At 47.8% G+C, this 25626-nt stretch carries 22 protein-coding genes and 1 pseudogene; 15 read left to right on the forward strand and 8 right to left on the reverse strand.

The window, feature by feature from the left end; genetic code table 11:
* Positions 1 to 75: 75 nt before the first annotated feature.
* From MKX74_RS28185 to MKX74_RS01390, 4 genes and pseudogenes are all read right to left on the reverse strand, one after another.
* Positions 76 to 725, reverse strand: a pseudogene (locus tag MKX74_RS28185) (transposase); the annotation flags it as partial.
* A gap of 272 nt (positions 726 to 997) precedes the next feature.
* Complete coding sequence (gene pgmB, locus MKX74_RS01380) at positions 998 to 1663, reverse strand: beta-phosphoglucomutase (RefSeq protein WP_341177249.1); 666 nt, start codon at positions 1661 to 1663, stop codon at positions 998 to 1000.
* A gap of 22 nt (positions 1664 to 1685) precedes the next feature.
* The gene (locus MKX74_RS01385) at positions 1686 to 3974 is read right to left on the reverse strand and encodes a glycoside hydrolase family 65 protein (RefSeq protein ID WP_341177250.1); all 2289 of its coding nucleotides are present in this window, start codon (positions 3972 to 3974) and stop codon (positions 1686 to 1688) included.
* Between the two features lie 217 nt (positions 3975 to 4191).
* Positions 4192 to 5202, reverse strand: coding sequence for a LacI family DNA-binding transcriptional regulator (locus MKX74_RS01390; protein ID WP_341177251.1), 1011 nt, complete (start codon positions 5200 to 5202; stop codon positions 4192 to 4194).
* A gap of 478 nt (positions 5203 to 5680) precedes the next feature.
* Between MKX74_RS01390 and MKX74_RS01395 the strand changes: the two genes are divergently transcribed.
* The 5 genes from MKX74_RS01395 to MKX74_RS01415 all read left to right on the forward strand — a co-directional run bounded on the left by MKX74_RS01395 (position 5681) and on the right by MKX74_RS01415 (position 12798).
* Positions 5681 to 7345 (forward strand): PTS transporter subunit IIBC, encoded by a 1665-nt coding sequence (locus MKX74_RS01395; RefSeq protein WP_341177252.1) that lies wholly within the window; start codon positions 5681 to 5683, stop codon positions 7343 to 7345.
* A 6-nt stretch (positions 7346 to 7351) separates the two neighbouring features.
* A complete protein-coding gene (locus tag MKX74_RS01400; RefSeq protein ID WP_341177253.1) occupies positions 7352 to 8170 on the forward strand; it encodes an endonuclease/exonuclease/phosphatase family protein in 819 nt (272 codons plus the stop codon).
* 295 nt (positions 8171 to 8465) lie between these two features.
* Positions 8466 to 9755, forward strand: a complete 1290-nt coding sequence (locus tag MKX74_RS01405) for a Gfo/Idh/MocA family protein (RefSeq protein ID WP_025680789.1) — start codon at positions 8466 to 8468, stop codon at positions 9753 to 9755.
* Positions 9756 to 10024: 269 nt separating this feature from the next.
* A complete protein-coding gene (locus MKX74_RS01410; RefSeq protein ID WP_341177254.1) occupies positions 10025 to 11152 on the forward strand; it encodes an AraC family transcriptional regulator in 1128 nt (375 codons plus the stop codon).
* A gap of 140 nt (positions 11153 to 11292) precedes the next feature.
* The gene (locus MKX74_RS01415; RefSeq protein WP_341177255.1) at positions 11293 to 12798 is read left to right on the forward strand and encodes an alpha-glucosidase/alpha-galactosidase; all 1506 of its coding nucleotides are present in this window, start codon (positions 11293 to 11295) and stop codon (positions 12796 to 12798) included.
* A 140-nt stretch (positions 12799 to 12938) separates the two neighbouring features.
* On the opposite strand, the gene MKX74_RS01420 is transcribed toward MKX74_RS01415, so the two are convergent.
* A complete protein-coding gene (locus MKX74_RS01420) occupies positions 12939 to 13772 on the reverse strand; it encodes a helix-turn-helix transcriptional regulator (protein WP_341177256.1) in 834 nt (277 codons plus the stop codon).
* Positions 13773 to 14104: 332 nt separating this feature from the next.
* On the opposite strand from MKX74_RS01420, the gene pyk reads away from it, so the two are divergent.
* From pyk to MKX74_RS01440, 4 genes are all read left to right on the forward strand, one after another.
* A complete protein-coding gene (gene pyk / locus MKX74_RS01425) occupies positions 14105 to 15520 on the forward strand; it encodes a pyruvate kinase (RefSeq protein WP_341177257.1) in 1416 nt (471 codons plus the stop codon).
* 167 nt (positions 15521 to 15687) lie between these two features.
* The gene (locus MKX74_RS01430) at positions 15688 to 16263 is read left to right on the forward strand and encodes an N-acetylmuramoyl-L-alanine amidase family protein (RefSeq protein WP_025680786.1); all 576 of its coding nucleotides are present in this window, start codon (positions 15688 to 15690) and stop codon (positions 16261 to 16263) included.
* A gap of 133 nt (positions 16264 to 16396) precedes the next feature.
* Positions 16397 to 16954, forward strand: a complete 558-nt coding sequence (locus MKX74_RS01435; protein WP_341177258.1) for a hypothetical protein — start codon at positions 16397 to 16399, stop codon at positions 16952 to 16954.
* A gap of 208 nt (positions 16955 to 17162) precedes the next feature.
* Positions 17163 to 18251: a mechanosensitive ion channel family protein gene (locus tag MKX74_RS01440; RefSeq protein ID WP_341177259.1), complete on the forward strand. Its 1089-nt coding sequence runs from the start codon at positions 17163 to 17165 to the stop codon at positions 18249 to 18251.
* Between the two features lie 762 nt (positions 18252 to 19013).
* Here the strand turns inward: MKX74_RS01440 and MKX74_RS01445 are convergent.
* The gene (locus MKX74_RS01445) at positions 19014 to 19397 is read right to left on the reverse strand and encodes a hypothetical protein (RefSeq protein ID WP_341177260.1); all 384 of its coding nucleotides are present in this window, start codon (positions 19395 to 19397) and stop codon (positions 19014 to 19016) included.
* Between the two features lie 209 nt (positions 19398 to 19606).
* Between MKX74_RS01445 and MKX74_RS01450 the strand changes: the two genes are divergently transcribed.
* The 3 genes from MKX74_RS01450 to MKX74_RS01460 all read left to right on the forward strand — a co-directional run bounded on the left by MKX74_RS01450 (position 19607) and on the right by MKX74_RS01460 (position 21579).
* Positions 19607 to 20578: a C40 family peptidase gene (locus MKX74_RS01450; protein ID WP_341177261.1), complete on the forward strand. Its 972-nt coding sequence runs from the start codon at positions 19607 to 19609 to the stop codon at positions 20576 to 20578.
* A 366-nt stretch (positions 20579 to 20944) separates the two neighbouring features.
* Positions 20945 to 21145 carry a cold-shock protein gene (locus MKX74_RS01455; RefSeq protein WP_018886951.1) on the forward strand — a complete coding sequence of 67 codons (201 nt, stop codon included), beginning with the start codon at positions 20945 to 20947 and terminating at the stop codon, positions 21143 to 21145.
* A gap of 221 nt (positions 21146 to 21366) precedes the next feature.
* The gene (locus MKX74_RS01460) at positions 21367 to 21579 is read left to right on the forward strand and encodes a cold-shock protein (RefSeq protein WP_018886950.1); all 213 of its coding nucleotides are present in this window, start codon (positions 21367 to 21369) and stop codon (positions 21577 to 21579) included.
* A 140-nt stretch (positions 21580 to 21719) separates the two neighbouring features.
* On the opposite strand, the gene MKX74_RS01465 is transcribed toward MKX74_RS01460, so the two are convergent.
* Both MKX74_RS01465 and MKX74_RS01470 read right to left on the reverse strand, forming a co-directional pair.
* Complete coding sequence (locus tag MKX74_RS01465) at positions 21720 to 22187, reverse strand: TM2 domain-containing protein (RefSeq protein ID WP_341177262.1); 468 nt, start codon at positions 22185 to 22187, stop codon at positions 21720 to 21722.
* Positions 22184 to 22540 carry a TM2 domain-containing protein gene (locus tag MKX74_RS01470; protein ID WP_025680780.1) on the reverse strand — a complete coding sequence of 119 codons (357 nt, stop codon included), beginning with the start codon at positions 22538 to 22540 and terminating at the stop codon, positions 22184 to 22186. The genes MKX74_RS01465 and MKX74_RS01470 overlap by 4 nt, the downstream gene beginning before the upstream one ends.
* Positions 22541 to 22835: 295 nt before the next feature.
* Between MKX74_RS01470 and MKX74_RS01475 the strand changes: the two genes are divergently transcribed.
* From MKX74_RS01475 to MKX74_RS01485, 3 genes are all read left to right on the forward strand, one after another.
* Positions 22836 to 23675: a YitT family protein gene (locus MKX74_RS01475; RefSeq protein ID WP_341177263.1), complete on the forward strand. Its 840-nt coding sequence runs from the start codon at positions 22836 to 22838 to the stop codon at positions 23673 to 23675.
* Between the two features lie 357 nt (positions 23676 to 24032).
* On the forward strand, positions 24033 to 24821 hold the full coding sequence (locus MKX74_RS01480; protein WP_341177264.1) for an ABC transporter ATP-binding protein: 789 nt from the start codon (positions 24033 to 24035) through the stop codon (positions 24819 to 24821).
* Positions 24818 to 25624 carry an ABC transporter permease gene (locus tag MKX74_RS01485; protein ID WP_341177265.1) on the forward strand — a complete coding sequence of 269 codons (807 nt, stop codon included), beginning with the start codon at positions 24818 to 24820 and terminating at the stop codon, positions 25622 to 25624. Before MKX74_RS01480 ends, MKX74_RS01485 begins: the two co-directional genes overlap by 4 nt.
* Positions 25625 to 25626 lie beyond the last annotated feature (2 nt).

The raw sequence follows: 25626 nt of genomic DNA on the forward strand, positions 1-25626 counted from the left end.
ATAGACACGCTCAAGGGGCTGTCTCATAAGTAGATATTCTACTGGCGGAGACAGGCCCTTCGTCTTCCCAAAAGCTTAAAACGTCAATAGAGCAGCGATTCTCCCGTTAATGGAGATCGCTGCCCCGCGTTTTTGGTCATTTGCAGCTTGCTTCAATAGATTATGGGCGAGCGAAAGCCAGCCGACCTCCAGCGTCACTTTTTCGATGCCGCGAAGCAGAATCGCCGGAAGCCCCGGTTGTTCTTCAGTTGTCCAAATACGCTTTCTGGCTCTGTCATTCGGCGTACGGATAAGAGGTATCTTTCCTCGCTTTGCAGCATTTCCCGAGCCTGCCTCTGATAGCGTAACCGTTCCAAGCTCACCACGACTTCCCGATTTCCCCTTGTCTTCGTGCAGCTTTCTTTTAGCGGACATCCTTCGCAGCTCTGACTTCGGTAATGACGCTTCCGAATTTCGTATTAGCATTGGCCTCGATTTTGGTTCCGTTCCACAAAGTACTGCTCCAAGGAAACGTATTTTTCGTCAGCCAGAAACTGAAGCACGGCGGTAAATACGGCTTCGAGAACGCTCTTCATCCGCTGGGAACGGAAGCGGCTCAAGGTACGAAAGTCTGGCCTCTGCCGTTCAGCGAGCCACATGAAGAGGATGTTGCCCCGGATGGATTTGGCGATTTGGAGGGAGGAATATATACGCTGAGTGTAGGCGTAAATGATGACTTTGGTAAGGGGGGACAACAGCGATTGTAACAACGGTCCGTTTCACGGAGCCTTCTCTCGAAGTGCCTAAGTATATCCTAGTCTAAAACCAAAGGGCGTCCCAAGCAGCCATTTCATGGCTTTTGGGACACCCTCTTGACGGAAAGGATCGCTGTTGTGCTGCGTTAATACTGCTCACACTGCTTTTTGTTGATGGTAGTAGTGCAAGGACACATCATCAATCAAGCTTATGGAAGCAGCCTCTATTACTCTTATACTCGCGTGGCTCTTCAGTCGAGAATTCAGGATTTTTTCTTAAAGTTGGATTGAAGCAGAGATAAAGAGAGCTCTGCTGTGGATGAAACGATCAGATCTGCTTTCTGCATCTGTGCCGGTGCCCCGACACCCACGGCATACATCCCAGCGGCAAGGATTGCCTGAATGCCTGCTTCAGCATCCTCAATGCCTATGCATTGGGTGGGTTCTACACCCAGTCTTGCTGCACCGGTTAGAAAAATCTCCGGGTCCGGTTTGCCGCTTGCAATCATATTCACGTCAACAACGTGGTCTAGGTAATGAGCGGCCTCCAGACGGTCCAGAATAAAGGGAGCATTCTTGCTGGCGGAAGCAAGGGCTGTACGAATGCCTGCTTCTCGCAGCTCCATTAGCAAGTTCTCAATGCCAGGCAGCAGATCGGCCGGTGTTATTTTATTGATCATTTCTTTGTAGACCTCATTTTTCTTTACAGCAAGCCTATGCTTTTGCTCGTCCGTGTACACGGTATCCCTGAGGGAGAGAATAAGTTCAAGAGATTCCATGCGGCTTACGCCCTTCAATTTCTCGTTAAACTGTCTATCGAAAGGAAGCCCCAGCTCATTGGCGAGGCTATCCCAGGCAAGGTAATGGTACTCTGCTGTATCGGTAATGACTCCATCCAGATCAAAAATAACTGCTTTCAATGTCTGCATCACTTGTTTCTCCTTTCTTCGCTTATGAAGTAAGGGCTGTCACTAATGCAGCTTCGCCCGTAATGAGGACATCCTTCCCGTACAATTTCATAGTCAGTGGCGCCCCGGTTATCAGAGTGATTGTAACCTCGTTCTGCTCCACACTGATGTTCAGGAGACGATCGCGATAATTGATGTGAAATTTGTATTTTGTCCAGTCCTTGGGCAGGAACGGAGAGAAGCTGAGTGTCTCGTTATACGTGCGCATGCCAGCAAAGCCTTGAACGATGGCCAGCCAGCTTCCGGTCATGGATGTGATGTGCAAGCCGTCCTCGGTATCGTTATTGTAGTTGTCGAGATCCAGGCGAGCCGTACGTTTGTACATCTCTACTGCTTTCCTTTCCATCTTCAACTCAGCAGCCAGTACAGCATGAATGGATGGGGAGAGGGAAGACTCGTGCACAGTCATCGGCTCGTAGAATTTGAAGTTGCGTTCTTTTTCTTCCAATGTGAACTGGTCGCCGAAAAAATATATACCCTGCAAAACATCGGCCTGTTTGATGAAGGGGGAACGCAAGATCTTATCCCAGGACCATTTCTGATTGAGCGGAAGCTCATCTTCGTTAAGAGACGATACGGTACGAAGTTCCTTATCCAGGAACGTGTCATGCTGAACAAATACCTTCCGCTCCTCATCGTAAGGAAAGTACATGCGATCAATGATGTCCTGCCATTTCTTCATTTCTTCCTCTGTTATGCCGAGCTCCTGCTTTCTGGCATCGGATACTTTTGGAAGGCTCTGTATGGTATAGCTCAACACCCAGGCCGCCATTTTATTGGTATACCAGTTATTGTTGACATTATTTTCGTACTCGTTCGGTCCGGTTACACCATGAATCATGTACTGATCATGACGAGTGGAGAAATGAACGCGGTCTGCCCAGAATCGGCTGATTTCGACCAACACTTCAATTCCTTGATTTTCCAGGTAATGAGTGTCTCCGGTATAATTCGTATAATTGTAGATTGCATAGGCAATGGCGCCGTTACGATGAATCTCCTCAAACGTAATTTCCCACTCATTGTGACATTCAACGCCAGTGAACGTTACCATCGGATACAGTGCACCCTGCAATCCCTGTTGGCGCGCATTGTGATTTGCCCCGGTAAGCTGATTGTATCGGTAGTGGAGCAGGTTCTCAGTTACGTGCTTGTCGGCAACTGCCAGGTACATAGGAATGGCATAGGCCTCGGTGTCCCAGTACGTTGCACCGCCGTATTTTTCCCCGGTAAAGCCTTTGGGGCCAATATTTAGCCTCTTATCATGACCATAGTAGGTGGTGAAAAGCTGGAAAATATTAAAGCGGATTCCCTGCTGTGCCTCAATATCGCCCTCAATTTCGATGTCCGCTTTTTCCCAGCGAGCGGCCCATGCATTGACATGCTCCTGTCTTAGCATCGGGTAACCTCTGTTTAGCGCTTCCATGACTATGCTCTCTCCCGCAGGAATTAGCTGTTCCATACTCATATCACGCGTTGTATTAATAGCGACAAATTTTTGGATACTCGCTGAGCCATGTGGCCCAATGTCATAGACGTAGTGAACAGCAGCATATAGGCTGTCTACTTCACTGGTTTTGGTTTTGGAGAGGACGTTATCCGTTACAATTCCCATCGTTGCATTGACAGTAAAACGTTCAATACCAAATTGATTTTCTTTTGTCGTGGCAGCAAGACTTATGCAAGGATCCCCAATTTTACGTGCCTCCTCGTTCCAGAAGCTTTCTTCATAGTTGGCATCTTCATTTGTCGTATTGGCATCCAGGAAAGGGATTAACTCAATCTTCATATTGTCCTGAGTCAGATTGGTTACACAGTAATCAATCAGGCACATCTCCAGCTTTGCAATGCTCAGAAAGCGCTCCGTTCTGATGTGCACCTTACCATTAACGGTGAATGAACGGCGCAGAATGCCTTCCTTCATGTCCAACTCCTGATAGAAGTCAGTCACGTTATCCTTGAACAAGTCTACTTCTTCATTATTGATTAGGACACGGATCCCGATAAAATTCATGGCATTGATTACTTTTCCGAAATATTGTGGGTAGCCATTCTTCCACCAACCCACTTTTGTCTTATCCGGAAACCATACACCGGCGATGTAAGTGCCCTGGTGATGGTCGCCGGAATATGCTTCTTCGAAATTTCCGCGCATGCCCATGTAACCGTTGCCGATTGAGGTCAGGCTTTCCTGTAGGCGCATGTTATCTTTATGAAGCTTGGTGGTCGTCAATTTCCAGGCATCAACATCAAAAATACGTTTATAAGACATGTAATTCCTCCTTATGAGCGTGAACGTCACGATGGGTAAATTGATAATTTGTGGAGCTGTTATGTTAGTAAATTGAAAACGACGAAGGTGTATCATCATGCTGCGATACCAAGTATATTGTGCAACCGGTTGCATTGTCAAACAAAAAAACTGTTTGTATCGAAATACAAACAGTTCACGTTTCGGTATGGGCTTCTTTTATGTTCGCTAACCATTTTCAGTGATATTTTATGCACGATTCGCGTTCGATGATCCGATGAGGCACAATAATGTGTTTTGTTATTTCTTTAGGGTCCTGTATTTTTTCAATTAAGCTTTTGGCTGCCTGAAAGCCGAGCGTGAAAATATCAATATCGACCGAGGTGAGTGGAGGATTCATCATATCTGCCAAAGTCAAATTATTAAAGCTGATCAGAGAGCAATGGTCCGGAACTAAGACCCCGAGCGGATGAAGTGCCTTCTGCAATGGCAGTGCCGCCATGTCGTCTCCTACAATGATGGCGGTCGGTGGGATGGTCAGTGAGAACAGCCTAGAGATGTCCTCGTTGGTAAAATCTGTACCCAGGACATAATCGGCATTGACGGCAAGCTTTTTTTCTTCAAGCGCTGCATGATAGCCCCGAACCCGTTCCTTATGAACCGTTCGTACGATATCGGCACCCACGTAAGCGATATGCCGATGTCCAAGCTCGGTCAAATAGTGGACAACGTCTTTTCCTGCCTGAAAGTTATCGTTATCGACATGTGTTGTTTCGCTGACATATTGCTGAGGCTTGCCGATGACGGTATAAGGTATTTTCTCGCTATGGAAAAAATCAACGACAGGGTCATCAGGCTTGGAATACAGCACGATAAACCCATCTACTCGGTTGGCTCTTGTCATCGTTTTGACGCGTGTCAGCACCTCGTCGCTATCCTTGCCGGTGACAATCGCCATTGTAAAATTTTTCTCATTAGCCAATTCACTGATTCCTCGGATACTCTCAAGAAAGAATGGATTCTGGAATATAGATACATCCGCCTCAGGCATTATAATGCCCAGGGATTGCGTCATTCGGTTCGCTAAGCTTTGGGCCGAATAGTTCGGCTCGTATCCGAGTGCCTTCATCTCTTTACGAACCCGCGCTTTGGTAGCCTCACTGATTTTTGGGCTGTCCTGAAGGACACGGGACACGGTGGAAGTGGCAACATTCGCACGTTTAGCAATGTCTTTAATGGTTACTGCCATCGCTTGTCCTCCTTTACTTACAGTATTCGTTTTTATATTAATCATACACACATAACTTGTCATATCAAACAGATGATCCAAGAAAAAGCCTAATCTCGAAAAAAACAGAGATATCCCTGCTCCTTTAGTTGCAATGGAAAGATGAGTAACCATCGTGTAGAGGAGAGCAAGAGCAACGTCTCATGTTCAGGTTAGCAGAACGGAATGCAGTACACAATGTTATTCATCTGTGGGGCTGAGTTTGAAGACGGACTCCCTGTATTCATCGACTTCAAAAAAATGAGTTGCCAAAAGAAAGAGAATAAACTTATAATATCAATGCAATCGGTTGCATTAATTTTGCGCATTATTGCACAGCCTCTTCGCTTAGCCTAAGCAAAAGCAAGATCGGAAATGAAACCGTTTTTATCATTGTTTCGTTTTCAACTGCCTTGCAGTAATTAGAAGGTTGCACAATAAAAATACAGGAGGTATGCATATGAAAAAGCTTCTGTCTTTTGAGTTTTGGCAGAAATTTGGTAAGTCATTGCTTGTCGTCGTTGCTGTGATGCCGGCTGCCGGGATCATGATTTCATTGGGAAAAGTCATTGCAATGCTCTCGGAAAATGTCGCATTTCTGGTTACAGTTGGCGGAGTTATGGAGAATCTTGGATGGAGTATTATAAATAACCTTCATATCCTATTCGCTGTGGCTATTGGTGGATCGTGGGCTAAGGAGAGGGCAGGGGGTGCATTCGCAGCGCTGCTCGCTTTTATTCTGATTAACATAACGACAGGTACTATCCTGGGAGTATCGAATCCTATGCTTTCACAGGAGGGGGCCACGACAACGACGTTGTTTGGTCAAATGATAACGGTGAATGGATACTTTACCTCAGTGCTTGGTGCCCCGGCGCTCAATATGGGTGTGTTTGTCGGTATTATTTCCGGTTTTCTTGGAGCGGTCATCTTCAATAAATACTATAACTTCCGAAAACTTCCCGAATCCCTTGCCTTTTTTAACGGAAAACGGTTTGTTCCGTTCGTCGTCATCTTATGGTCTGTCATCGTCGCCATAGGAATGTCTGCGTTCTGGCCGTTTGTTCAGACGGGGATCAACAGCTTCGGTAAATGGCTTGCAACTTCCAGCGAGTCTGCGCCGTTCATTGCTCCTTTTCTCTATGGAACACTGGAGCGCATCCTTCTTCCATTCGGACTTCATCATATGCTGACAATCCCGGTAAACTATACGGAGCTTGGAGGAGTATACACCGTACTTACAGGCAGTAATGCCGGCAGTACTGTAGCTGGACAAGATCCGTTATGGCTTGCTTGGGCGAGTGATCTGGCCCATCTGCATGGAACCGATCCACATGCTTACCAACAGCTCATTGACACGGTAACGCCAGCACGTTTCAAGGTAGGGCAGATGATCACGGGCGCAGGCATTCTGATGGGGATTGCCCTTGCTATGTACCGCAGAGTGGATAAAGACAAGCGATCCAAATACAAGTCCATGTTCCTGTCTGCCGGTCTGGCTGTATTTTTGACGGGGGTGACAGAACCACTTGAATTCATGTTCATGTTCGCTGCACCGCTTCTTTACGGGGTATATGCAGTGGTTACCGGTTTGGCCTTTGGCATGGCCGATATCATTCATTTAAGACTTCACTCGTTCGGGATGATCGAGCTACTGACGAGAATTCCGCTGTCGATCAATGCCGGTCTGGTAACGGATATTATTAACTTTGTCATCACGACAATTGTGTTCTTTGCCGTCTCGTACTTCATTGCTTACTTTATGATTGGAAAATTCAAGCTGGCTACTCCGGGACGACTTGGGAACTATACGGATGAAGAGCCCAATAATACAGATTATTCCAGCGGTGGTGTGTTGGATAATGAAGCTGCGGCAGCAGGCATTGACGACGATCTGCCAGCCCAAATCATTGCCGTGCTTGGCGGTCCCGCCAACATTGTAGATGTCGATGCATGTATGACACGTCTCAGAATTACTGTTAACGACGTGAATGCGGTGGGAAATGAAGCGGAATGGAAGAGGCTTGGAGCGCTTGGATTGATTAAGAAGGATAACGGGATTCAAGCCATCTATGGTCCGAAAGCCGATGTGCTGAAGTCTGACATTCAGGACAGGCTGGGGTGAGGACACTTGAATATTTTGACACTAAATGCGCATGCTTGGATGGAAGAGAATCAGTCGAATAAGATAGCTCAGCTTGCCAATTTTATTCATGAACAGGATTTTGATATTGTAGCACTTCAGGAGGTTAACCAGTCCAGGCATGAAGCTCCGCTTGGGGATGCTGCATTGTCAAGGTTCCATGCGACGAGCGGACGGCCCGTGATTAAAGCGGATAACTATGCATATAACTTGTGTAAGCAGATAGGTAGAGAATATTACTGGACGTATGTCCCCGTGCATGTCGGTTTTGATAAGTTCGATGAAGGTCTTGCAATCCTGACGAAAATGCCGATTGTGGATTCATTCGAAGCATACGTCTCTGAGCAACGGGATTATGATAACTATCGAACTCGGAAAATACTAGGCATCCAGACGAAGGGGGCTGGAGAACGCATATGGTTCATTAACGGACATTTCGGATGGTGGCATGATGGGGATTCATTCAAGGGGCAGTGGGACAGATTCCTGGAACTGTCTGAACGAATAATTCAAGGGCAGGCTGCGTTTATGATGGGTGATTTTAATAATGCAGCACATCTGCATGGAGAAGGATACGATTATGTGATTCAGAGCGGATGGCATGATTGCTATACTCTGGCTAAAGAGAAAGATGAAGGTCACACCGTCGTCAAGGAGATTGCAGGCTGGGAGGATAACAAGCAGCAGCTTCGTATTGATTATGTGTTTAGTAATCGTGAGCTTTCTATACATTCATCCAAGGTCGTCCTCGACGGCAAAGACAGTCCGATCGTATCCGATCATTTCGGGATTGCTGTTACTCTATAATACATACAAAGGCACACGTCTTGCAGTCCTCCAAATGCAGGGTGTGTGCTTGTTGTGTGGCGTAGCTGTATGACCAGGCAAGGAGGACCGGCAGAATAGCTGAGATTGCCGTCTGTACGGGTGAGGGTGATGTTCTCTTCGATTCAACAATTGGTTAAGATATGCATAATTATAGCTCAAAGGGCTAATAAATGCTTAGAAAATGATATTTCTTATACTATAAAATGAAGTCAAGTTAATCAATGTCAGCTAGACAGGGCAGCCTGTCAGCCCAAACAGAGGAGCTGTGATGACCTTGACGAAGAAGAGCTATGCGATTGTAGGAACCGGCGGAAGAGCGGAATTTTTTTATGGTGAATTGGTGACGACCTTTCAAGAGACCTCCGAGCTCGTGGCGCTCTGCGATGTGAATCAGACACGCATGGACTTTGCGAACCATTTGCTGGCGGATAAATATCAGTACCATACAGTCCCTACCTACAAGGCGCACGAGTTCGAGCGCATGATTGAGGAGGTGAAGCCGGATGTCGTACTGGTTACGACTGTGGACCGGACGCATCATGACTACATCATTCGTGCGATGGAGTTGGGCTGCGACGTGATCTCCGAGAAGCCGATGACGGTCGATGAGGAGAAGTGTCAGGCAATTCTTGATGCGGTGGAGCGCACGGGGCGCAAGCTGCGTGTGACCTTCAATTACCGCTATGCTCCTCATAATACGAAGATTCGTGAGCTAATTATGGATGATGTGATCGGCGAGGTCATCTCGGTAAACTTTGAGTGGCTGCTGAATACGGAGCATGGGGCGGACTACTTCCGCAGATGGCATCGTGACAAGCGCAATAGCGGTGGATTGCTCGTCCACAAGTCTACGCATCATTTCGACCTGATGAACTTCTGGCTCGGTTCCAAGCCTGCGACCGTGTACGCCCAAGGCGACCTGCGTTTCTATGGCAAGGAGAATGCTGAGAAGCGGGGCGTGACTGAGTTCTATAGCCGAGCTTATGGTAGTAAGGCTGCAGAGAATGACCCGTTCGCACTGCATCTGGATCGTAATGAGCGCTTGAAGCAAATGTACCTGGATGCGGAACATGAGGACGGGTATCTGCGTGATCAGAGCGTATTTGGCGATAATATCAGCATTGAGGACAGCATGCATGTCATGGTGAAATACCGGAACAAGGCTGTTATGAACTACACATTAAATGCCTATATGCCGTGGGAAGGCTTCATTATCGTGTTCAACGGCACGAAGGGACGTATCGAGGTACGGATCACGGAGAAATCGTATGTGAACTCTGGCGGGGAGAAGGCGGATGAAGGAGCCTTGAAGTCCAAGCACATTCGTGTCTATCCGATTGATGCCGAGCCGTATGATGTGGAGATTGTCGAGCAAGCTGGAGGACACGGCGGCGGCGACCCGCTGCTGCTACAGGATATCTTCGGAGAGCCACTGGAAGATCGCTTCCAGCGGGCCGCCTCTCATCAGGATGGGGCTTGGTCCATACTAACAGGGATCGCGGCCAATCGCTCGATCCGTACAGGACAGCCAGTACAGGTGGATGATCTGATTCGCTGGTCATGACGAGAAGAGCACACTTTATTTGATATCTAACGGGAAGTCCGCATATAGCGGGCTTCTTTGCTTTCGATATTTCTTCGGTGTAACTGAAGGCGAGAGTATGGTCAAGGTTATAGGTCTGTCTGTCCAATATATCGACGGTTTACTATCAGTGGAGCTTCCGTCGCTAGCAGATCCTTGATCCAGAATAAAAGTTAAAGTAAAGTTCGGATATATGATGAAAGAATACTGTAGGATAGGCTAAATGAAGGGATATGAAGGGAGGGGTACCTGTGAATCACCAGGACAGAAGGACGGGAAGTCTATTCCAGAATGATTTACGCAGAGAGGACTACGGCCCACAATTCTACGCCTATTATTACAAGCAGTGGAGCAACTACCGTATGTCCTACCATGAACATGATTCTACCGAAATCATGTACATCATCTCTGGTACGTGCAGGGTAGACGTGAAGAAGGAGAATGGAATAGTAGAGCAGGCCGTGTTGAAAAAGGGGCAATTCATCTTTCTGGATGCAGGCATACCGCATCGTCTGCTGGTCGAGGACGGTGTTCCTTGCCGGATGCTCAATGTGGAATTTGGTTTTGCGAAGGTATCACCAGACAAGCCGTCCATTCGTCAGCTCGCACTTGAGGAGGAAGAAGTAGCGGAATTGCTGAACAGCGCGGCACCGTATTTAGTGCTGTCCGACCCTGAGGAGGTATACCATATTTTGAAGAGTCTCGTGCTGGAGCTGGATCAACGGGGGATTATTGCTGAGGCGAGATTCCGTTCCGCAACCAGCTCCGAGGGTAGTGACGAGCCGAGTCTCCTGTCTGATCGGGTACCCAGTCCTTTCGCTAGTCCTTATTCTGATGCAATGCTCACCTCCAAGCCTGCCGATGCAGTACCTGTTATACCTCGCGTTCTGGATCAGGGGGAACGGGCTCGCCCACGAGAGGCTCGTAATCTGCAGTTGCCTGAGCAAGGTACATTGGTTCGTACATTGTTCATCCAGTTGCTGGTGAGAGTGGCTCGCCTGTATATCGAACAGAGTAGGAGCACACTAGACCAGACTGAATCGTATGTCAAACGATGTGTGGAGTTCATGCATCAGAATATGGACCGCAGCATCCAGATGAAGGATATTGCCTCTGCTGTCAATTTGCATCCAGGGTATTTGCATCGTATTTTTCGTAAACATACAGGTCTAACGCCCACGAATTATCTGACGACGCTACGCATGGAAAAAGCGAAAATGCTGCTCCAGCAAACCGACATTCAGGTCTCGGATATCTCTGATTATGTGGGCGTGGGCAGTCGGCAGTATTTTCATATGTTATTTAAAAAGTATACAGGACTTGCTCCTGTGGAATATCGCACTTCTATGGAGCGGCAGGTCAGACAGTATCCTGAGTAGGAAGTTAGAATATTTGACAGTATATATTCGAATAGGTCATGATTTTGATAACGGCCCTCCCGCGGTTGTTGCTACAATGTCTCCATAAGCGACACATCATTAGCCGATGCGAAGTCTTCGGATGCGGGAGGATTTTAGACATGTCTTTTAAGGTGGCTTTTATTGGGGCTGGCAGCGTCGGATTCACGAGAGGGCTGCTGCGGGATCTGTTATCTGTGCCGGAATTCAGCAATCTTGAGGTGGCGTTCTGCGACATTAACCAGAAAAATCTGGACATGGTGACAGAGTTATGCCAGCGAGACATTCATGAGAATGGCCTGAATATTGTGATTCAAGCGACGACGGATCGACGAGAAGCACTGAAGGATGCGAAGTATGTATTTTGTACCATTCGCGTGGGCGGACTGGAAGCTTTTGCAACCGATGTGGATATCCCGCTGAAATATGGAGTCGATCAATGTGTTGGGGATACGCTGTGTGCTGGCGGTATCATGTATGGTCAGCGCGGTATTGCCGAGATGCTGAACATCTGCAAGGACATACGCGAGCTGAGTGCACCGGACGTGTTGTTACTTAATTACGCAAATCCGATGGCGATGCTGACATGGGCGTGCAATAAGTATGGAGGTGTGCGCACGATTGGTCTATGTCACGGCGTTCAACATGGACACCGCCAGATTGCCGAGGTATATGGTCTGGAGATGGATGACGTAGATATTGTCTGCGCAGGTATTAACCATCAGACGTGGTATATCAAGGCCTCGCATGAGGGTAAGGATCTAACCGACGGATTGCTGGAGGCGTTCGAGCAGCACCCGGAATTCAGCCGTACAGAGAAGGTACGTATCGACATGCTGCGTCGCTTCGGCTACTACAGTACTGAATCTAATGGGCACCTGAGTGAATACGTACCTTGGTATCGTAAACGTCCGGAAGAGATTCAGGATTGGATTGATCTGGGCAGCTGGATTAACGGGGAGACAGGAGGGTACCTACGGGTATGCACTGAAGGACGCAACTGGTTCGAGACGGATTTCCCGAATTGGATGAAAGAGGAGCCAATGCGGTTCCTGGCGGAAAAACGAGGTCAGGAGCACGGCTCCTATATTATCGAAGGGCTGGAAACGGGACGGGTGTATCGCGGTCATTTCAACACGGTTAACAACGGGATCATCACTAACCTGCCTGATGATGCTATTATCGAGGCACCTGGATATGTAGATCGCAATGGTATATCCATGCCATATGTAGGAGAACTGCCACTGGGCCCAGCCGCTGTGTGCAATGTGAGCATTTCCGTTCAACGTCTGGCCGTAGAAGCGGCTGTACGTGGGGATGATCAATTGTTGCGTCAGGCCTTTATGATGGACCCGCTCGTAGGAGCGGTATGTAATCCGAAGGAAATCTGGCAGATGGTGGATGAGATGCTCGTTGCCCAGGCTCAATGGCTACCGCAGTATAGTGAAGCTATTGCTGCAGCAGAGCAACGGCTGGCGGCAGGGAATCTCATCTCGACAAAGAACTATAATGGTGCTGCCCGCCTCAAGGTGAAGACAGTAGAGGAAATGCAGCAAGATCGTGAGGCCGCCAGCAAGAATGCAGGAGAGTCTGATAAAGGCAAGGATCGTGAGAAGGTAGAACAATAAACGATTTTATGAATTGAGCACCTCTTATACGGTGTGGTCAAGCCATCTCTCAATAGAGCTACTTGAATTCCGATGAATGAGATAACAGATCAAGGTACGTTAGGTACTGCGATCTGTTTTTTTTTATAGCTTATAGTCTGTCACTGAATACTGGAGCGCTGGTGAAGAATCTCGGATGGGGGATGTCCCATATGCCGCTTGAATATCCGGTAAAAATAAGAGACATCACTATAACCTACATATTCGGCGATCTCCGCGATGCTCAGTCTCGATTCGGTCAACATATAGGTGGCTGTCTTGATCCGTTGACTATGGACATGCTCACTGATGGTTCGCCCCGTTACTCGCCGCAGCAAGGTGGCTGCATAGCCAGGAGATTTTTGAATGACGTCCCCAAGCTCATCCTTGGTAATTTTCTTGCGATAGTGAATCTGAATGTATTCCTTCATACGGTCTACATGGCGATGGTGCTCTGGCGTCACTTCACCGCGATCCCACTCCATATTCAAGTGTATGAGGGCCTCCATACATAACGTTGCCGCCATAATCCGATAATAGGGTGGCCGATCCGACCAATGCTGCTGCACAAGCTTGATTCGCTCATGGATCAGATCGTAGCATCCGGGCTTGAGATGAAGTGGAGATGGCTGTAGTAACAGAGGCAAGGTTAAGGCATCCACCCGTGTCATTCCCTCACCCTCCTCTTCCCTTTCTATGAAGGTTGTATGTAGAAGAGGCTTCCATAGTACGACATACTTGGTGTGGAACAAGGTAGGGATACTTTTGCCATAATAAGATACACCTGCAGGAATGTATAAAATGTCACCTTTATCGAGAATATATTTCTGATCCTTCACCCAATATACACATTTTCCAAATGTCAGGACGACCAGTTGGCATAGCTCACTCCCATTGGGGGCGGATTCGTACCATTCGGTGCCGTGGTCCTGTCTAACCGCTGTTAATTCAAGCATTTCGTCCCTCATCCTCCTCTTGGTGAACGATGCTGCGTGAAGATCATTCAGGTATATTAATCAGGCTATTATAGAACATGGCTACTACTGTTCCAGTATACTGTACTATAGTTCAAAAGCTGTACTATATTTCATAGTTTCCATACACGAGTAAGGCTACAATAGACAAGAAGCGACAAATAATCAGAGCATTTTGCACACATCCAAGCGCGATCTCCACAAGCAATAGATCAGGCGTAGTAATTGCCTACGTTTGTATCATATTTGTTCTCTGGAGCGGAAGCGCTTGAGATCAAAAGATTGCAAAATGTGATCAAGGAGGATTTGCATCCATGCAAAAAACAAAAATTATTTGTACAATTGGTCCGGCAAGTGACACAGTACCCGTATTGAAGGAAATGATACAGGCGGGGATGACTGTGGCCCGTTTAAATATGGCTCACGGGGAGCTGGACGAGCATGTCAAGCGGATGGAAAGTGTCCGTCAGGCCGCCGCAGAGCTGAATACTTTTGTACCTATTATGATGGATATCAAGGGACCCGAGGTTCGGATCGGTAAGCTGAAGGAAGCCTCTTGTGAGCTGAAGACCGGAAATGAAGTTACGCTGACGACAGAGGAGATTCTGGGTGATTCTGATCGCATCTCCGTGAACTATCCTGATCTGACGAAGGACGTGAAGGCTGGGGACCGCATCCTGATCGACGACGGTCTGGTAGATTTGACAGTACAAGCTGTTGAAGGCACCGAGATCCGTTGTAACATCGTTAGCGGAGCTAATCTGAAGCCGCGTAAGGGCGTTAACCTGCCAGGCATTGCTACCTCTCTACCAGGGGTGACAGAGCGTGATGTGATGCACATTCAGTTCGGCATTGAGAATAAGGTCGAGATTATTGCAGCATCCTTTGTAAGAAAAGCAGAGGATATCCGTGAGATTCGTGCCATTCTGGAGAAGCATAATGCGGGTCATGTACAGATCATCTCCAAGATTGAGAATGAAGAGGGCATGAGAACTCTGGATGCGATTATCGAAGCTTCGGACGGTATCATGGTTGCCCGTGGTGACCTCGGGGTAGAGGTGCCGATTGAAGAAGTACCTATGATGCAAAAGGAAATGATCGACAAATGCAATCTGGCAGGCAAGCCGGTTATCGTAGCTACACACATGCTGGAGTCGATGCAGGTGAACCCGCGTCCTACACGCGCTGAAGTCAGTGACGTATTTAACGCAGTTGTACAGGGAGCCGATGTCGTGATGCTGTCTGGCGAATCCGCAGCGGGTAAATATCCAATCCCGTCCGTGAAGACGATGGCAAGCATTGCGAGAAAAGCAGAGTCTATCATTGACTATCGTGAGCAGTTCGACAAGAAGCGTGCCCAGCAGGCTACTGATATTACGCAGATTATCAGTCAAAGTACGGTAAGTGCTTCGCTTGAACTGAACGCCAAGGCGATTATCACTTCTACAGAGAGCGGCTTCACTGCGCGTATGGTATCCAAATACCGTCCAGAAGCTCCGATTATCGCAGTTACTCAGCATGAGGAAGTGCTGGCCAAAATCTGTCTCCTCTCCGGTGTCATTCCGGTGAAGGGCGACAAGGTAGCAACGACGGATGAGATGTTCGAATCCTCCACCCGGAATGCCATTAAGACTGGCTATATCCAGCAGGGAGATACTATTGTCCTGTCCGCAGGCGTACCCATTGGTCAGACAGGGAATACGAACCTGATCAAGGTATTGAAAGTATAGCTGATCGTTTACTGATCAAAGATGTAATTAGCAGTAAGGACCGCACAAGGTGTGGTCCTTTTTGTGTTTATTCGCTGCACGGGTTGTAAAGCATGCACCAATATTTCCTATATAAGTGAAGGGGTCATCCACTTCATACAAACTATATAGGAAAGGGTGTTGGTCTTATGCCACTCAAAGGGTACAAAATTTTTATTGATCCAGGTCACGGGGGTTCTGATCCAGGTGCAGTCGGTGGGGGTTATGAGGAAGCAGATATCGTACTGGAAGTCGGAAAGTTTCTGAAAACAGAGCTTGAAAAATCGCGTGCTACGGTGCAAATGAGCCGTACGACGGATACTTTTCCGCAGCTAGCCGCTCGCTCCAAGGCTTCTAATGATTTTGGGGCGTCGATCTTCGTGAGTCTCCATGTGAATGCGGGCGGTGGAACAGGGTTCGAGACATGGATTCACGATAACGCAAGCAGTAACACAGCATCGCTGGCGAGATACGTGAATAATGCTCTGGTAGGGTCTTTGGGTAAAGCTAACCGTGGAGTGAAGAAGGCGCCTAGCGGGCGTAATGGAACTAATATCTATGTCATTGATCCTAAGAACACCAAGGCTTGGGCGATTCTTCCAGAGCTGCTGTTCATTGATACCGCATCTGATCGCAGCACATTGGTAGCGAACAAGCAGAAGTGTGCACAGGCGATTGCGAGCGGTATCAGAAGCTTCGTTAATACGCTGCCACCTATTGAATAGACCACAGCTTTGAAGCAATCAGAACAAACGTGGCGGAGGTACAAAATAGAAAAAAGGATTAAGAACTTACGAGTTCTTAATCCTTTTTCTAATGCTCGTATGTTAAAATATCCCTAGAAAAAGGAGGTATATAATGAAGAAAAATCTTATTATGCTAATTTTAGTCGTATTGTTGTCTGCATGTAGTAATGCGGGGTCTTCGTCTGAGCCGACGGGTAGCCAGCCAGCAGAGGGGGCTGATACAGCCGCTCTGGAGCAGCTCCAACAGGATAATGCCATGCTGCAGGAGCAGCTGGAGCAGAGCAAGGAAGCTGATAAGGCTGTTGATGGTGCCCTGAGAGAGACACTGAATATGACCTTCCGACTAATCACCGCAATGGATGATAAGGACTATGATTATATTGCTTCTGTATCCTCTAGCAATGTAGAGGTATCTCAAGATAAGAATATGCTTATTGTTCGTAATGAGCAAGCCCCGACCGAAGCTCCCACTGAAGTTGCACTTCTGAGCGGTCTTGGCCTGGCTGAGCTGGAATTCCGTGGCTTTGAACAGACGGATGAGAATCATGCGGTACTGTTTATGGCAAGAGTGTCTACAACTAAAGGTGCAGAGGGAAATGCGGCACTTAACTTTCAGTTCGTTCGGTCAGGGGACGGAGCCTGGCAGTTTGATGGATTACTAACCAATTAGACTAAAACATAATTAGCTTACATGGAGCTCCCCGTGGGTCATCACGCTCAAAGCATAGCAAGGGGTAGTCCGGCTAAGGTAGATCCGTTAAGGTGGAGCTAGTTAAAGCTCGGTCCCTGATGCCTGCTCTTTGTCCTATTCGACAAGTGCTGTGATGATATGATACACTGACCCTTTATTTTTTTGAAGGCGGGGGTTGCTTATTATCATGAATACTATCTTTCACTTTTTTGACGAGATCAGATGGATCGATGCTGGAGTATCGGTAGGCATCCTGTTGTTATTTCTATTATTTCGTAAGCTCTTTACGAGCTATCTGTTTTCTCTGCTGCGACGTCGACTGAATACGAATGGTGGAATCCTCAAGTGGGCTGAGGCCTTTGAGAAGCCTTTGCGTAATCTCTTCGTACTAATTGGAGTGTACCTTGCAATTCGTTATTTCGTACCCGCCGAGTGGGGCTGGATGTGGGGACTGAACCGGGTTAGTCGAAGTATCGGTATCTTCCTGGTTGGGTGGGGAATCTATAATATGACGGCCTCCTCCTCCGCACTGTTGGAAGGGATTAGCCGAAGAGTTGGCATAGATGAGAGCAGCATGCTAATTCCCTTCTTATCCAAGCTGCTGCGTTTTGTTGTCATTGTACTGATGGTTACGGCCATCGGGGCCGAATGGGGCTTCAGTATCAATGGCCTCGTAGCAGGCATGGGGCTGGGCAGCCTAGCCGTAGCGCTCGCAGCTAAGGAGACTCTGGGCAATATGCTAGCAGGCGTAGTTATTATTTTGGAGAAGCCCTTTTCCAAAGGGGACTGGATTATGACACCCAGTATTGAGGGAGTTGTCGAGGATATTACCTTCCGCAGCTCCAAGATACGTACCTTCGCAGATTCTGTCGTAACCGTGCCCAACGCTACTCTGGCGGATCAGCCGATCACGAATTGGAGTCGAATGGGGAAACGACGCATTACTTTTACGTTAGGTGTTGCCCTCGATACGGATCGCAAGGCTTTAGAGCATGCTGTGACGCGAATCGACCAGGCGCTTCGAACCGATGAGAAGATCGACCCGGCGATGATCATGGTGCGTTTCACCGATTTTCAGGAGAGTAGTCTGGGAATTTTGCTGTACTTTTTCACGAAATCGACTGTGTGGGCAGAGCATCTGGCTGTCCGGCAAGAGATGAATTTCATGATCCTGCAGATTCTGGAGGAGGAGGGGGTGCGACTTGCTTATCCATCCAGAAGGCTGTATGTCGAGGAGGCCGCATCGCCACTCCATCAGAGGTACTCGGCTGAGTAATCCTCAGAGCGGTATTAGAACTCTTATTCTCTTGATGCCCTCTGTTCCGGCCCAGCTTCCGATCCCAGCCAGAATGGCGTTATGGAGAAAATGCATAGCGATAGAATAAGTGATTGACCCGACTACCATCTCCATGATAATGAAGCGTTTAATATCGGAGGAAGTGATCACATATATCTTGAAATTTTGGTCCATTCTTCACCTCTGCTATTTTAGGTTATCCTTATGCATTAGCTGGGTTGTCTAATTCGTCGAGAGACCTCCTAATTTCCTGCATTTGAGGACTCGTCGAAGTTTAAAATCCGAAGAGAGGTGTACGTGAGGGTGATGACTCTAGCCATTCTACTTATGCTAACATTTTGGCTTATCTATGGGCTCATCGGAATTGTTGCAATCCAATGGATTGGGCGAATAATATATAAGAAAGAATTGAGCTATGCCAAAGTACAGTTCATTGCTTCGATTGTGCTGTTACTGATGATGGTTGGTTTTTCGATAAGTTACAGGACCATTAACCTGCTCCTCTTGGTTGCTGTCAGCTTGTTATTGCTTGTTCGTTCCTATTCAATGATGAAAAAGGAATATTAGATGTAGTTAGCATAGGTGCGGATGAGTGAATGAGTGAAGAGACAGTGGCAATTCAGATGTTCGATCTCTTAGGGGGAAAATATTATACGTTTAGGTATGTAGGTGTCTGTAGAGAGGTGATCCGCGTTCAACGATCAGTTGATCGGGATCACCTCTTGCTATGCGTGGGGGAAGTTACAGTCCATATACACTGTTGGTGATGACTTCCTGCAGCTCCTCGATATGTGCCTCGTATTGCTCCTGTGTAATTTCGCCGTTGTGAAGACGTTGCTTCAGCTGTTCGGCCAGCTCATTTACCTGATGATCAATAACCTGTTGTACATCTGCACCCTGACGATCAGCGATGTCAGCTAATGTCTTTCCATCATACAATTCGTAGTACAGCTCTTCATCCGATCTTAACTTCAATATTTGAACCAGATCTCTGCTGGCAGATACCGTGGTGCTGGCGTCGGTCAAAGGCTCGGCGGTCTTGGCCTGAGCAGTGCTTCCCTGTGTCTCACCAAGGGCAAGTGCCAAGGCAAGGGTGCTAAATAATAATAGTCTTTTCAGATTCATAGAACTCTCCTTCTCCCCGTCCTATCATTACTCTTACGTTGATCATTGGGACATTGGATTCGGGGTTGTCTTGTTCATATCGTTACTATACCTACCCAACCTTAGGATTAGATGAAACGGGGATAAAAAACAACTGAAAAGAGACGCATAAAACGTGTACTTGCGTTCATCCTAACCATATCTGAATTGGAAAAGGAGTTAACGCGTGTATGAATTATCGTGAGTTGGGGCGCTGGATGGGAATTACGATATTAGGGACAGCTCTATTGTTATCGGTTGGTGGTTGTATGGATCAAGCTTTTCGCAAGGACCTCGTGCATACATCCTCACCAGTCGCTGAATCAGCTCAGCTAAGGCTGGCAGGCAAGGCAGGAGCGCATAAGCTGAATGTTTATAAGGATCAGGCAGGGCGTGTATGGGTCCCGCTCCAGCCTACAGTACAGGCGATGAATATGAAGCTGCATCAGACTGGAGACCACTACATCATCGGGACTACAGATCCGAATTATACGGTGCAGATGAATACTCCATCAGCCCGAACAGGTGATCAGACGGTGGAGCTGCCACATGCACCTCGCATGTTAGGGGGCACCCCACATCTGACGGTACAGGCGATGTCGGCTTTGCTGAATACTCCTATGCACTGGGATGCATCACGGGCTTCAATCGTTGTAGAGCCTCAGAGTGCAGGAGCTCGTATACACAGTCAGAGCCTTCCGGGCCTCCCGTATTCTGGGGCGGATGGTCGTATGGGGGCCATGTCACGTGGTGGATCTAATCTGGATACCGAGGCTGAGAAGCAGGAGCTTATTTCCTACGGAAAGAAGTTCATGGGCACTCCGTATGAATTCGGTGCAGGAGATTATAGCGATAAACGCACATTCGACTGCTCCTCTTTTGTACAATATGTGTTTTCACATTTTGGTGTTGAACTGCCACGTACCTCCATCTCACAGGCAGGAGTTGGACGGCGAGTGCAGCTTGGGGAGCTGAAGACGGGAGATCTGCTGTTCTTCTACACCCCGGGTCGCTATGACAGCAATAACACCGTCGGGCATGTTGGGATCTATGCGGGTAACAATCGGATTCTCCAGACGTATGGTGACCCTGGCGTTACCATGAGTGAGCTGGATGATTACTGGAAGGGAAGATTTTTGTTCGCCAGACGGGTGCTGGATTAACGCTAGGCAAGAAGGCATGAATAAAGTTGGATGGTGAACCAGATTATCATGTATAGATGTGACATGAAAGGGGAAGCATTAAGGGAGGAGGCAGGGCAGTGTCCTTAAAAAGCAGTGACTGTCATGCACGCCTCCCTTTGATTTGTATGCTGTGCTAAAACAAACAAAATTTAGAAATATACTGCGCAGATAGCTGGTAATTCGACTGAAGCTGTGCTATAATAAGAGCTAAGAAATGTGACCTGAATTAGCGAATTCGCATATTGTAGAGGGTTATTATTTTTGAGGCATAACCTTGTGCAATATGTGAATTTTTATTTTTGAATAAAAATAAAGGTCATGTATATAAATTTTGGAGGTGTTCCCATGCAAACAGGAACAGTAAAATGGTTTAACGCAGAAAAAGGTTTTGGATTCATCGAAGTTGAAGGTGGAAACGATGTATTCGTACACTTCAGCGCAATCCAAGGCGACGGTTTCAAAACTTTGGACGAAGGCCAACGCGTTGAGTTCAACGTAGTTGAAGGAAGCCGCGGACCACAAGCTGAGAACGTTGTAAAACTGTAATTCTGCCATGCTGCCCCGAACTTTGTTTGGGGCATTTTTTTTAACGAGACTATAGACATCCGAGATTTGTCTTCCAATATTGTAAGAATAAGCATCGCCTAACGCGATCTTTCTTCTGCGAAGGACATCAAGGGATGTCTTTCTTAGTTGCAGAGCAAAGCCGTACGTTAAACGAGTTTTCTTCTTCATTACATTTTATCTTGAGGAAAGAGGGGACGTTCATGTACAATTCGCGCAAAAAACCAATGGAAGAGACGATAGAAGAAATTACAGTGGTCTGGTCTTGTACCAGCGAGAGCTGTAATGGGTGGATGAGAGATAACTTCTCCTTCGACGTACAGCCTTCTTGTTCTCTTTGCGGCTCACCTATGGAAAAAGGCGAGAAGAAGCTTTGCGTGCTCGTAAATAACAGCTTTAGCAATAACAAGCACTAGACTATCATCCGCTTATAGCTATTATCCATTTGGAGTTATACGGCGTCTGAACGCATTGCTATATACTTAAAGAGCCTTCGAGTACACTTACGTGCGCTTGAAGGCTCTTTTGCATGCGTTCGCCTATCTGCTGATTCGGGTCACAAAGGACTTTGGGGTGCTGGCGTATACCCGTTCTCTGGCCCTGCATTGGTCTGTGTGTTCAGCCGATGCTGGTAGATTTCCCGTAGAATATCTTCCTCAACCTTGGCATTCCAATTGCGAATCATGCCTGGCAGCAAGAACAAATCCACGATGACCCAGATGGTCAGAGCACCACCGAATAGTATCAGTGGTATCAGACTTCCTAGGAACCAAGCCAATCCGCTCGAGGTAGTCTCAATGAACTCCATTGCGAACAGCATAACAACATAGCTAATCATGGCGAGGATGAATAGAATCAATTGAATAATGCCAGTTGCGATTCTCTTGACATAAAAACGATGGACACCCAAATGACCACCAATGAGCATCAGATACCCCAAAGCAAGTGATTTCTCATGATCTCTCAGGGCACCGTTGAGGATCAGCAGCTCATTGACCGTCAAATCACTCCGACTCAGCTTCATAGGTAAGGTGAAGGCGGTGGAGGAGGATAGGAGCCTTGCATTGAGATCTCGTCAATCAAGCGGTCCTCAATCACCGCATTATGCTCACGGACCCAGGTGTGAAGCAGAAATGCATCTACGATCCACCAGACCGTAGTAACGATCATGCCGATGACGGTAAGGCTCAGGATCAACTGTGCAACGGCGCTGCCCGTTTTGCCCATATAGAAGCGATGGCCCCCGAACATGCCGAGGAAATACCACAGAATATAAGCTACGACCATATTCTTGCCCTGACGCTTGAGCTCAGAATCCAGCAGCATCAGTTCACGTGCATCCATTTGGCTCTTCTTGCTGATGTTGTACAAATTCAATACGAATACCTCCCGTACCAATATCAATGGAAACAACTCAATGATATCAGATAATGGAAGGGATGACGATACTCTTTGGGGATTTTACACAAAAATGGGTCTCCTGTAACGCTTCCCTTCTGTTGCTGGGCTCAAGGGAGACAACGCCTTTAATCGGTTAAACTGTTAGCATGGTAGCACAACTGCTTGAGAGGTTGGGCGATCCGTGATTAGATGTAGGTGTGGTCATGACACGAAGTGATAGGCTTTCCCGGGTCATGCTCATAGAACAATTCGGGAGAGTAGGCTGTAACGCATGAGAAGAACAATTACAGATGTATTGATCATTATGGTGGGTGCCCTTGCTTTTGCGCTTGGAATTAATGTATTCATCATTCCCCATGAATTTGGCGAAGGTGGCGTGGTAGGGGTTACGATTATTTTGTATTATTTGCTGGAATGGTCGCCAGGCTGGACGAGCCTGATTATCAATATGCTGCTGCTGGCGGTTGGCTATCGGTTCCTTCCAAAGCGAACGGTCGTATACACCGTGCTTGCAGTCTCCTTTCATTCGTTGTTCCTTCATCTGACGGAAGGGTGGCGGATTGTCTCCAGTGATCTGATGGTGAACGCGATCTTTGGTGGTGCGATTATTGGACTGGGCATCGGATTGATTGTGCGGGTAGGAGGCACGACAGCAGGGACAGTCATTATAGCGAAGTTCATGAATAAATACTGGGATTGGAATATTAGCTATGCACTGCTATTCTGCGATGTGCTCGTTGCGGCGTCCTCTTATTTCATAATTGGACCAGAGCGATTGATGTTCACCATTATTATGCTATTCGTTGCGACCAAGGTCATGGAGTTCGTGATTGCAGGCTTGAATCCGACCAAAGCAGTGACGATTATATCCAAGGAGCAGGACCGAATTGCCGAAATGGTGAATAAGCAGATGGATCGAGGCGTGACGGTGCTAAGTGGTCGCGGATATTACACGAAGTCTTCCATGGACATTCTATATATTGTAGTGAGTAAGCAAGAGATTGCTATGCTTAAGAAAATTGTAAAGGCGACAGATCATGAGGCTTTTATAACGATTCATGATGTGCGGGATGTATTCGGTAAGGGGTTTGTCGATCTCCAGAATTCCTAAGCTTAACCAATATAGAACCAATATAAAAGTGTGGACCCTCCTGCTATTAGGCAGGGGGGTTCTTTTGCATGTGGAGAAGATTTACTCCGTTCGCTTGACCTCAGCAGCCGCTTCAGCAACCGCCCACTCCAAATAGAGCTCTACTATAACTATATAACAGCTATATATCGGGCAATGTTATATAAAAATACCTCTAAGTAACCTATTTATGCTTTGCATCAGAAGGGACTAGACAATGTGACTGGCCAATGCGCTGCATTTTTGACTTGCTGTCTAATGAAGTGGGATATGTTGTTCTATACAATGTAAGAAAAGCAAACACATATGTAATTGCAGCTGGAGAAAGGAGGACTCCTGTTGAATCGGTCAGAGGGCATGGCACCTGAAATTGTAATGGATCGTGTGACGATGAAGTACCAGAGTGATCAGAAGGAAGTGCTGGCATTACAGGAGGTTAGTCTGAGTGTAGGTAAAGGTGAATTCGTATCCCTGCTCGGTCCCTCTGGGTGCGGAAAGACCACACTGCTACGCATCATGGCTGATCTTCAACAGCCCACCTCCGGCGAGGTGCTGATTGCAGGAGGCTCTGCTACCGAGGCGCGGCTGGCGCACAAATATGGCATTGTCTTTCAGAATCCTGTGCTCTATGACTGGCGCAAGGTACGAGACAATATCGCCCTCCCATTGGAGATGGGCGGGATAGGGAAGGCGGAGCGGTATCGCAGGGCTGATGAGCTGTTGAGTCTGGTGGGGCTGGGCTCCTTTGGCAATCACTACCCCTGGCAGCTAAGTGGTGGGATGCAGCAACGAGCAGCGATCGCAAGGGCCCTGTCCACAGAGCCGGAAATTCTACTGATGGATGAGCCCTTCTCCGCGCTCGACGAGTTCGTGCGTGAACGGCTGAATGAAGAGCTTCTTGCCATCTGGAATCAGGTGGGGAATACGGTAGTATTCGTAACCCATAGCATAGCCGAGTCCATCTTCCTTTCCGACCGCGTCTTCGTCCTCAGTCCCCACCCCGGTCGACTTGCTGCCGTCATTGATATTTCTCTCCCTAGACCTCGTACTCCGGATATGCGAAGCACCCCGGAATTTTATAACCTGATTTCCCGTGTTCGAAGCTGCTTTGGGGAGGTGTCCGTGTGAAGGATGGTGTGCTGCGTGTGCACGGGCGTCTGCTGCCTGCGCTGATGTGGCTGACCGCGTTGTTTATATTGTGGCAGTCTGCTTCCTGGATGCTGCTCCATATCGTGCAGACTCCGCTGGCCCAGTCCAAACTCCCTTACATTCACGAATTGGTAGCTGAGCTATCGCGCTATTACCCAACGCTATTCAAGGAGGGCGGAATTACACTCTTGAATGCGACTTGGGGCTTCCTTCTGGGAGCCGTGGGAGGCATTCTACTGGCTGTAGTCATGAGTATGTCCCGCTGGATCGAGCAGGCGGCTCTTCCTTATGCGGTGGCCTCGCAGATGATTCCCGTGCTAGGTCTTGCCCCGATTCTCTATGGTATTGTCCGTGATGAGAACATCGCACGCGTTCTGATTGCTGGCTATATTACCTTCTTTCCTGTGACGTTGAATATGCTCAAGGGACTCAGGAGTGTGTCTCCGACTGAGCTTGAATTAATGGCTTCCTGTGCAGCCAAGCCTTGGCAGGTGTATGTGAAGCTGCGTGTGCCTGCGGCACTGCCGGCCATGTTCAACGGTCTTAAGATTGCGGCTCCACTAGCGGTAACGGGAGCCATTCTAGTAGAGCTGATGGGTGCGCGTCGTGGGATTGGTGTCATTATGCTGCGAAATCTCTACTATGGACCGTCACATGCCTATATGTTCTGGTGTACGGTCATGACTGGAGCTGCGCTTGGGGTAGCGAGCTATCTGTTCATTAGCTGGCTTGAGCGGCGGGTGGCTCCCTGGCAGCCTGATTTGCGCAGAGGAGGTGCATGAGG

The organism is Paenibacillus sp. FSL K6-1230 (assembly GCF_038002385.1).
Classification (GTDB): domain Bacteria; phylum Bacillota; class Bacilli; order Paenibacillales; family Paenibacillaceae; genus Paenibacillus; species Paenibacillus massiliensis.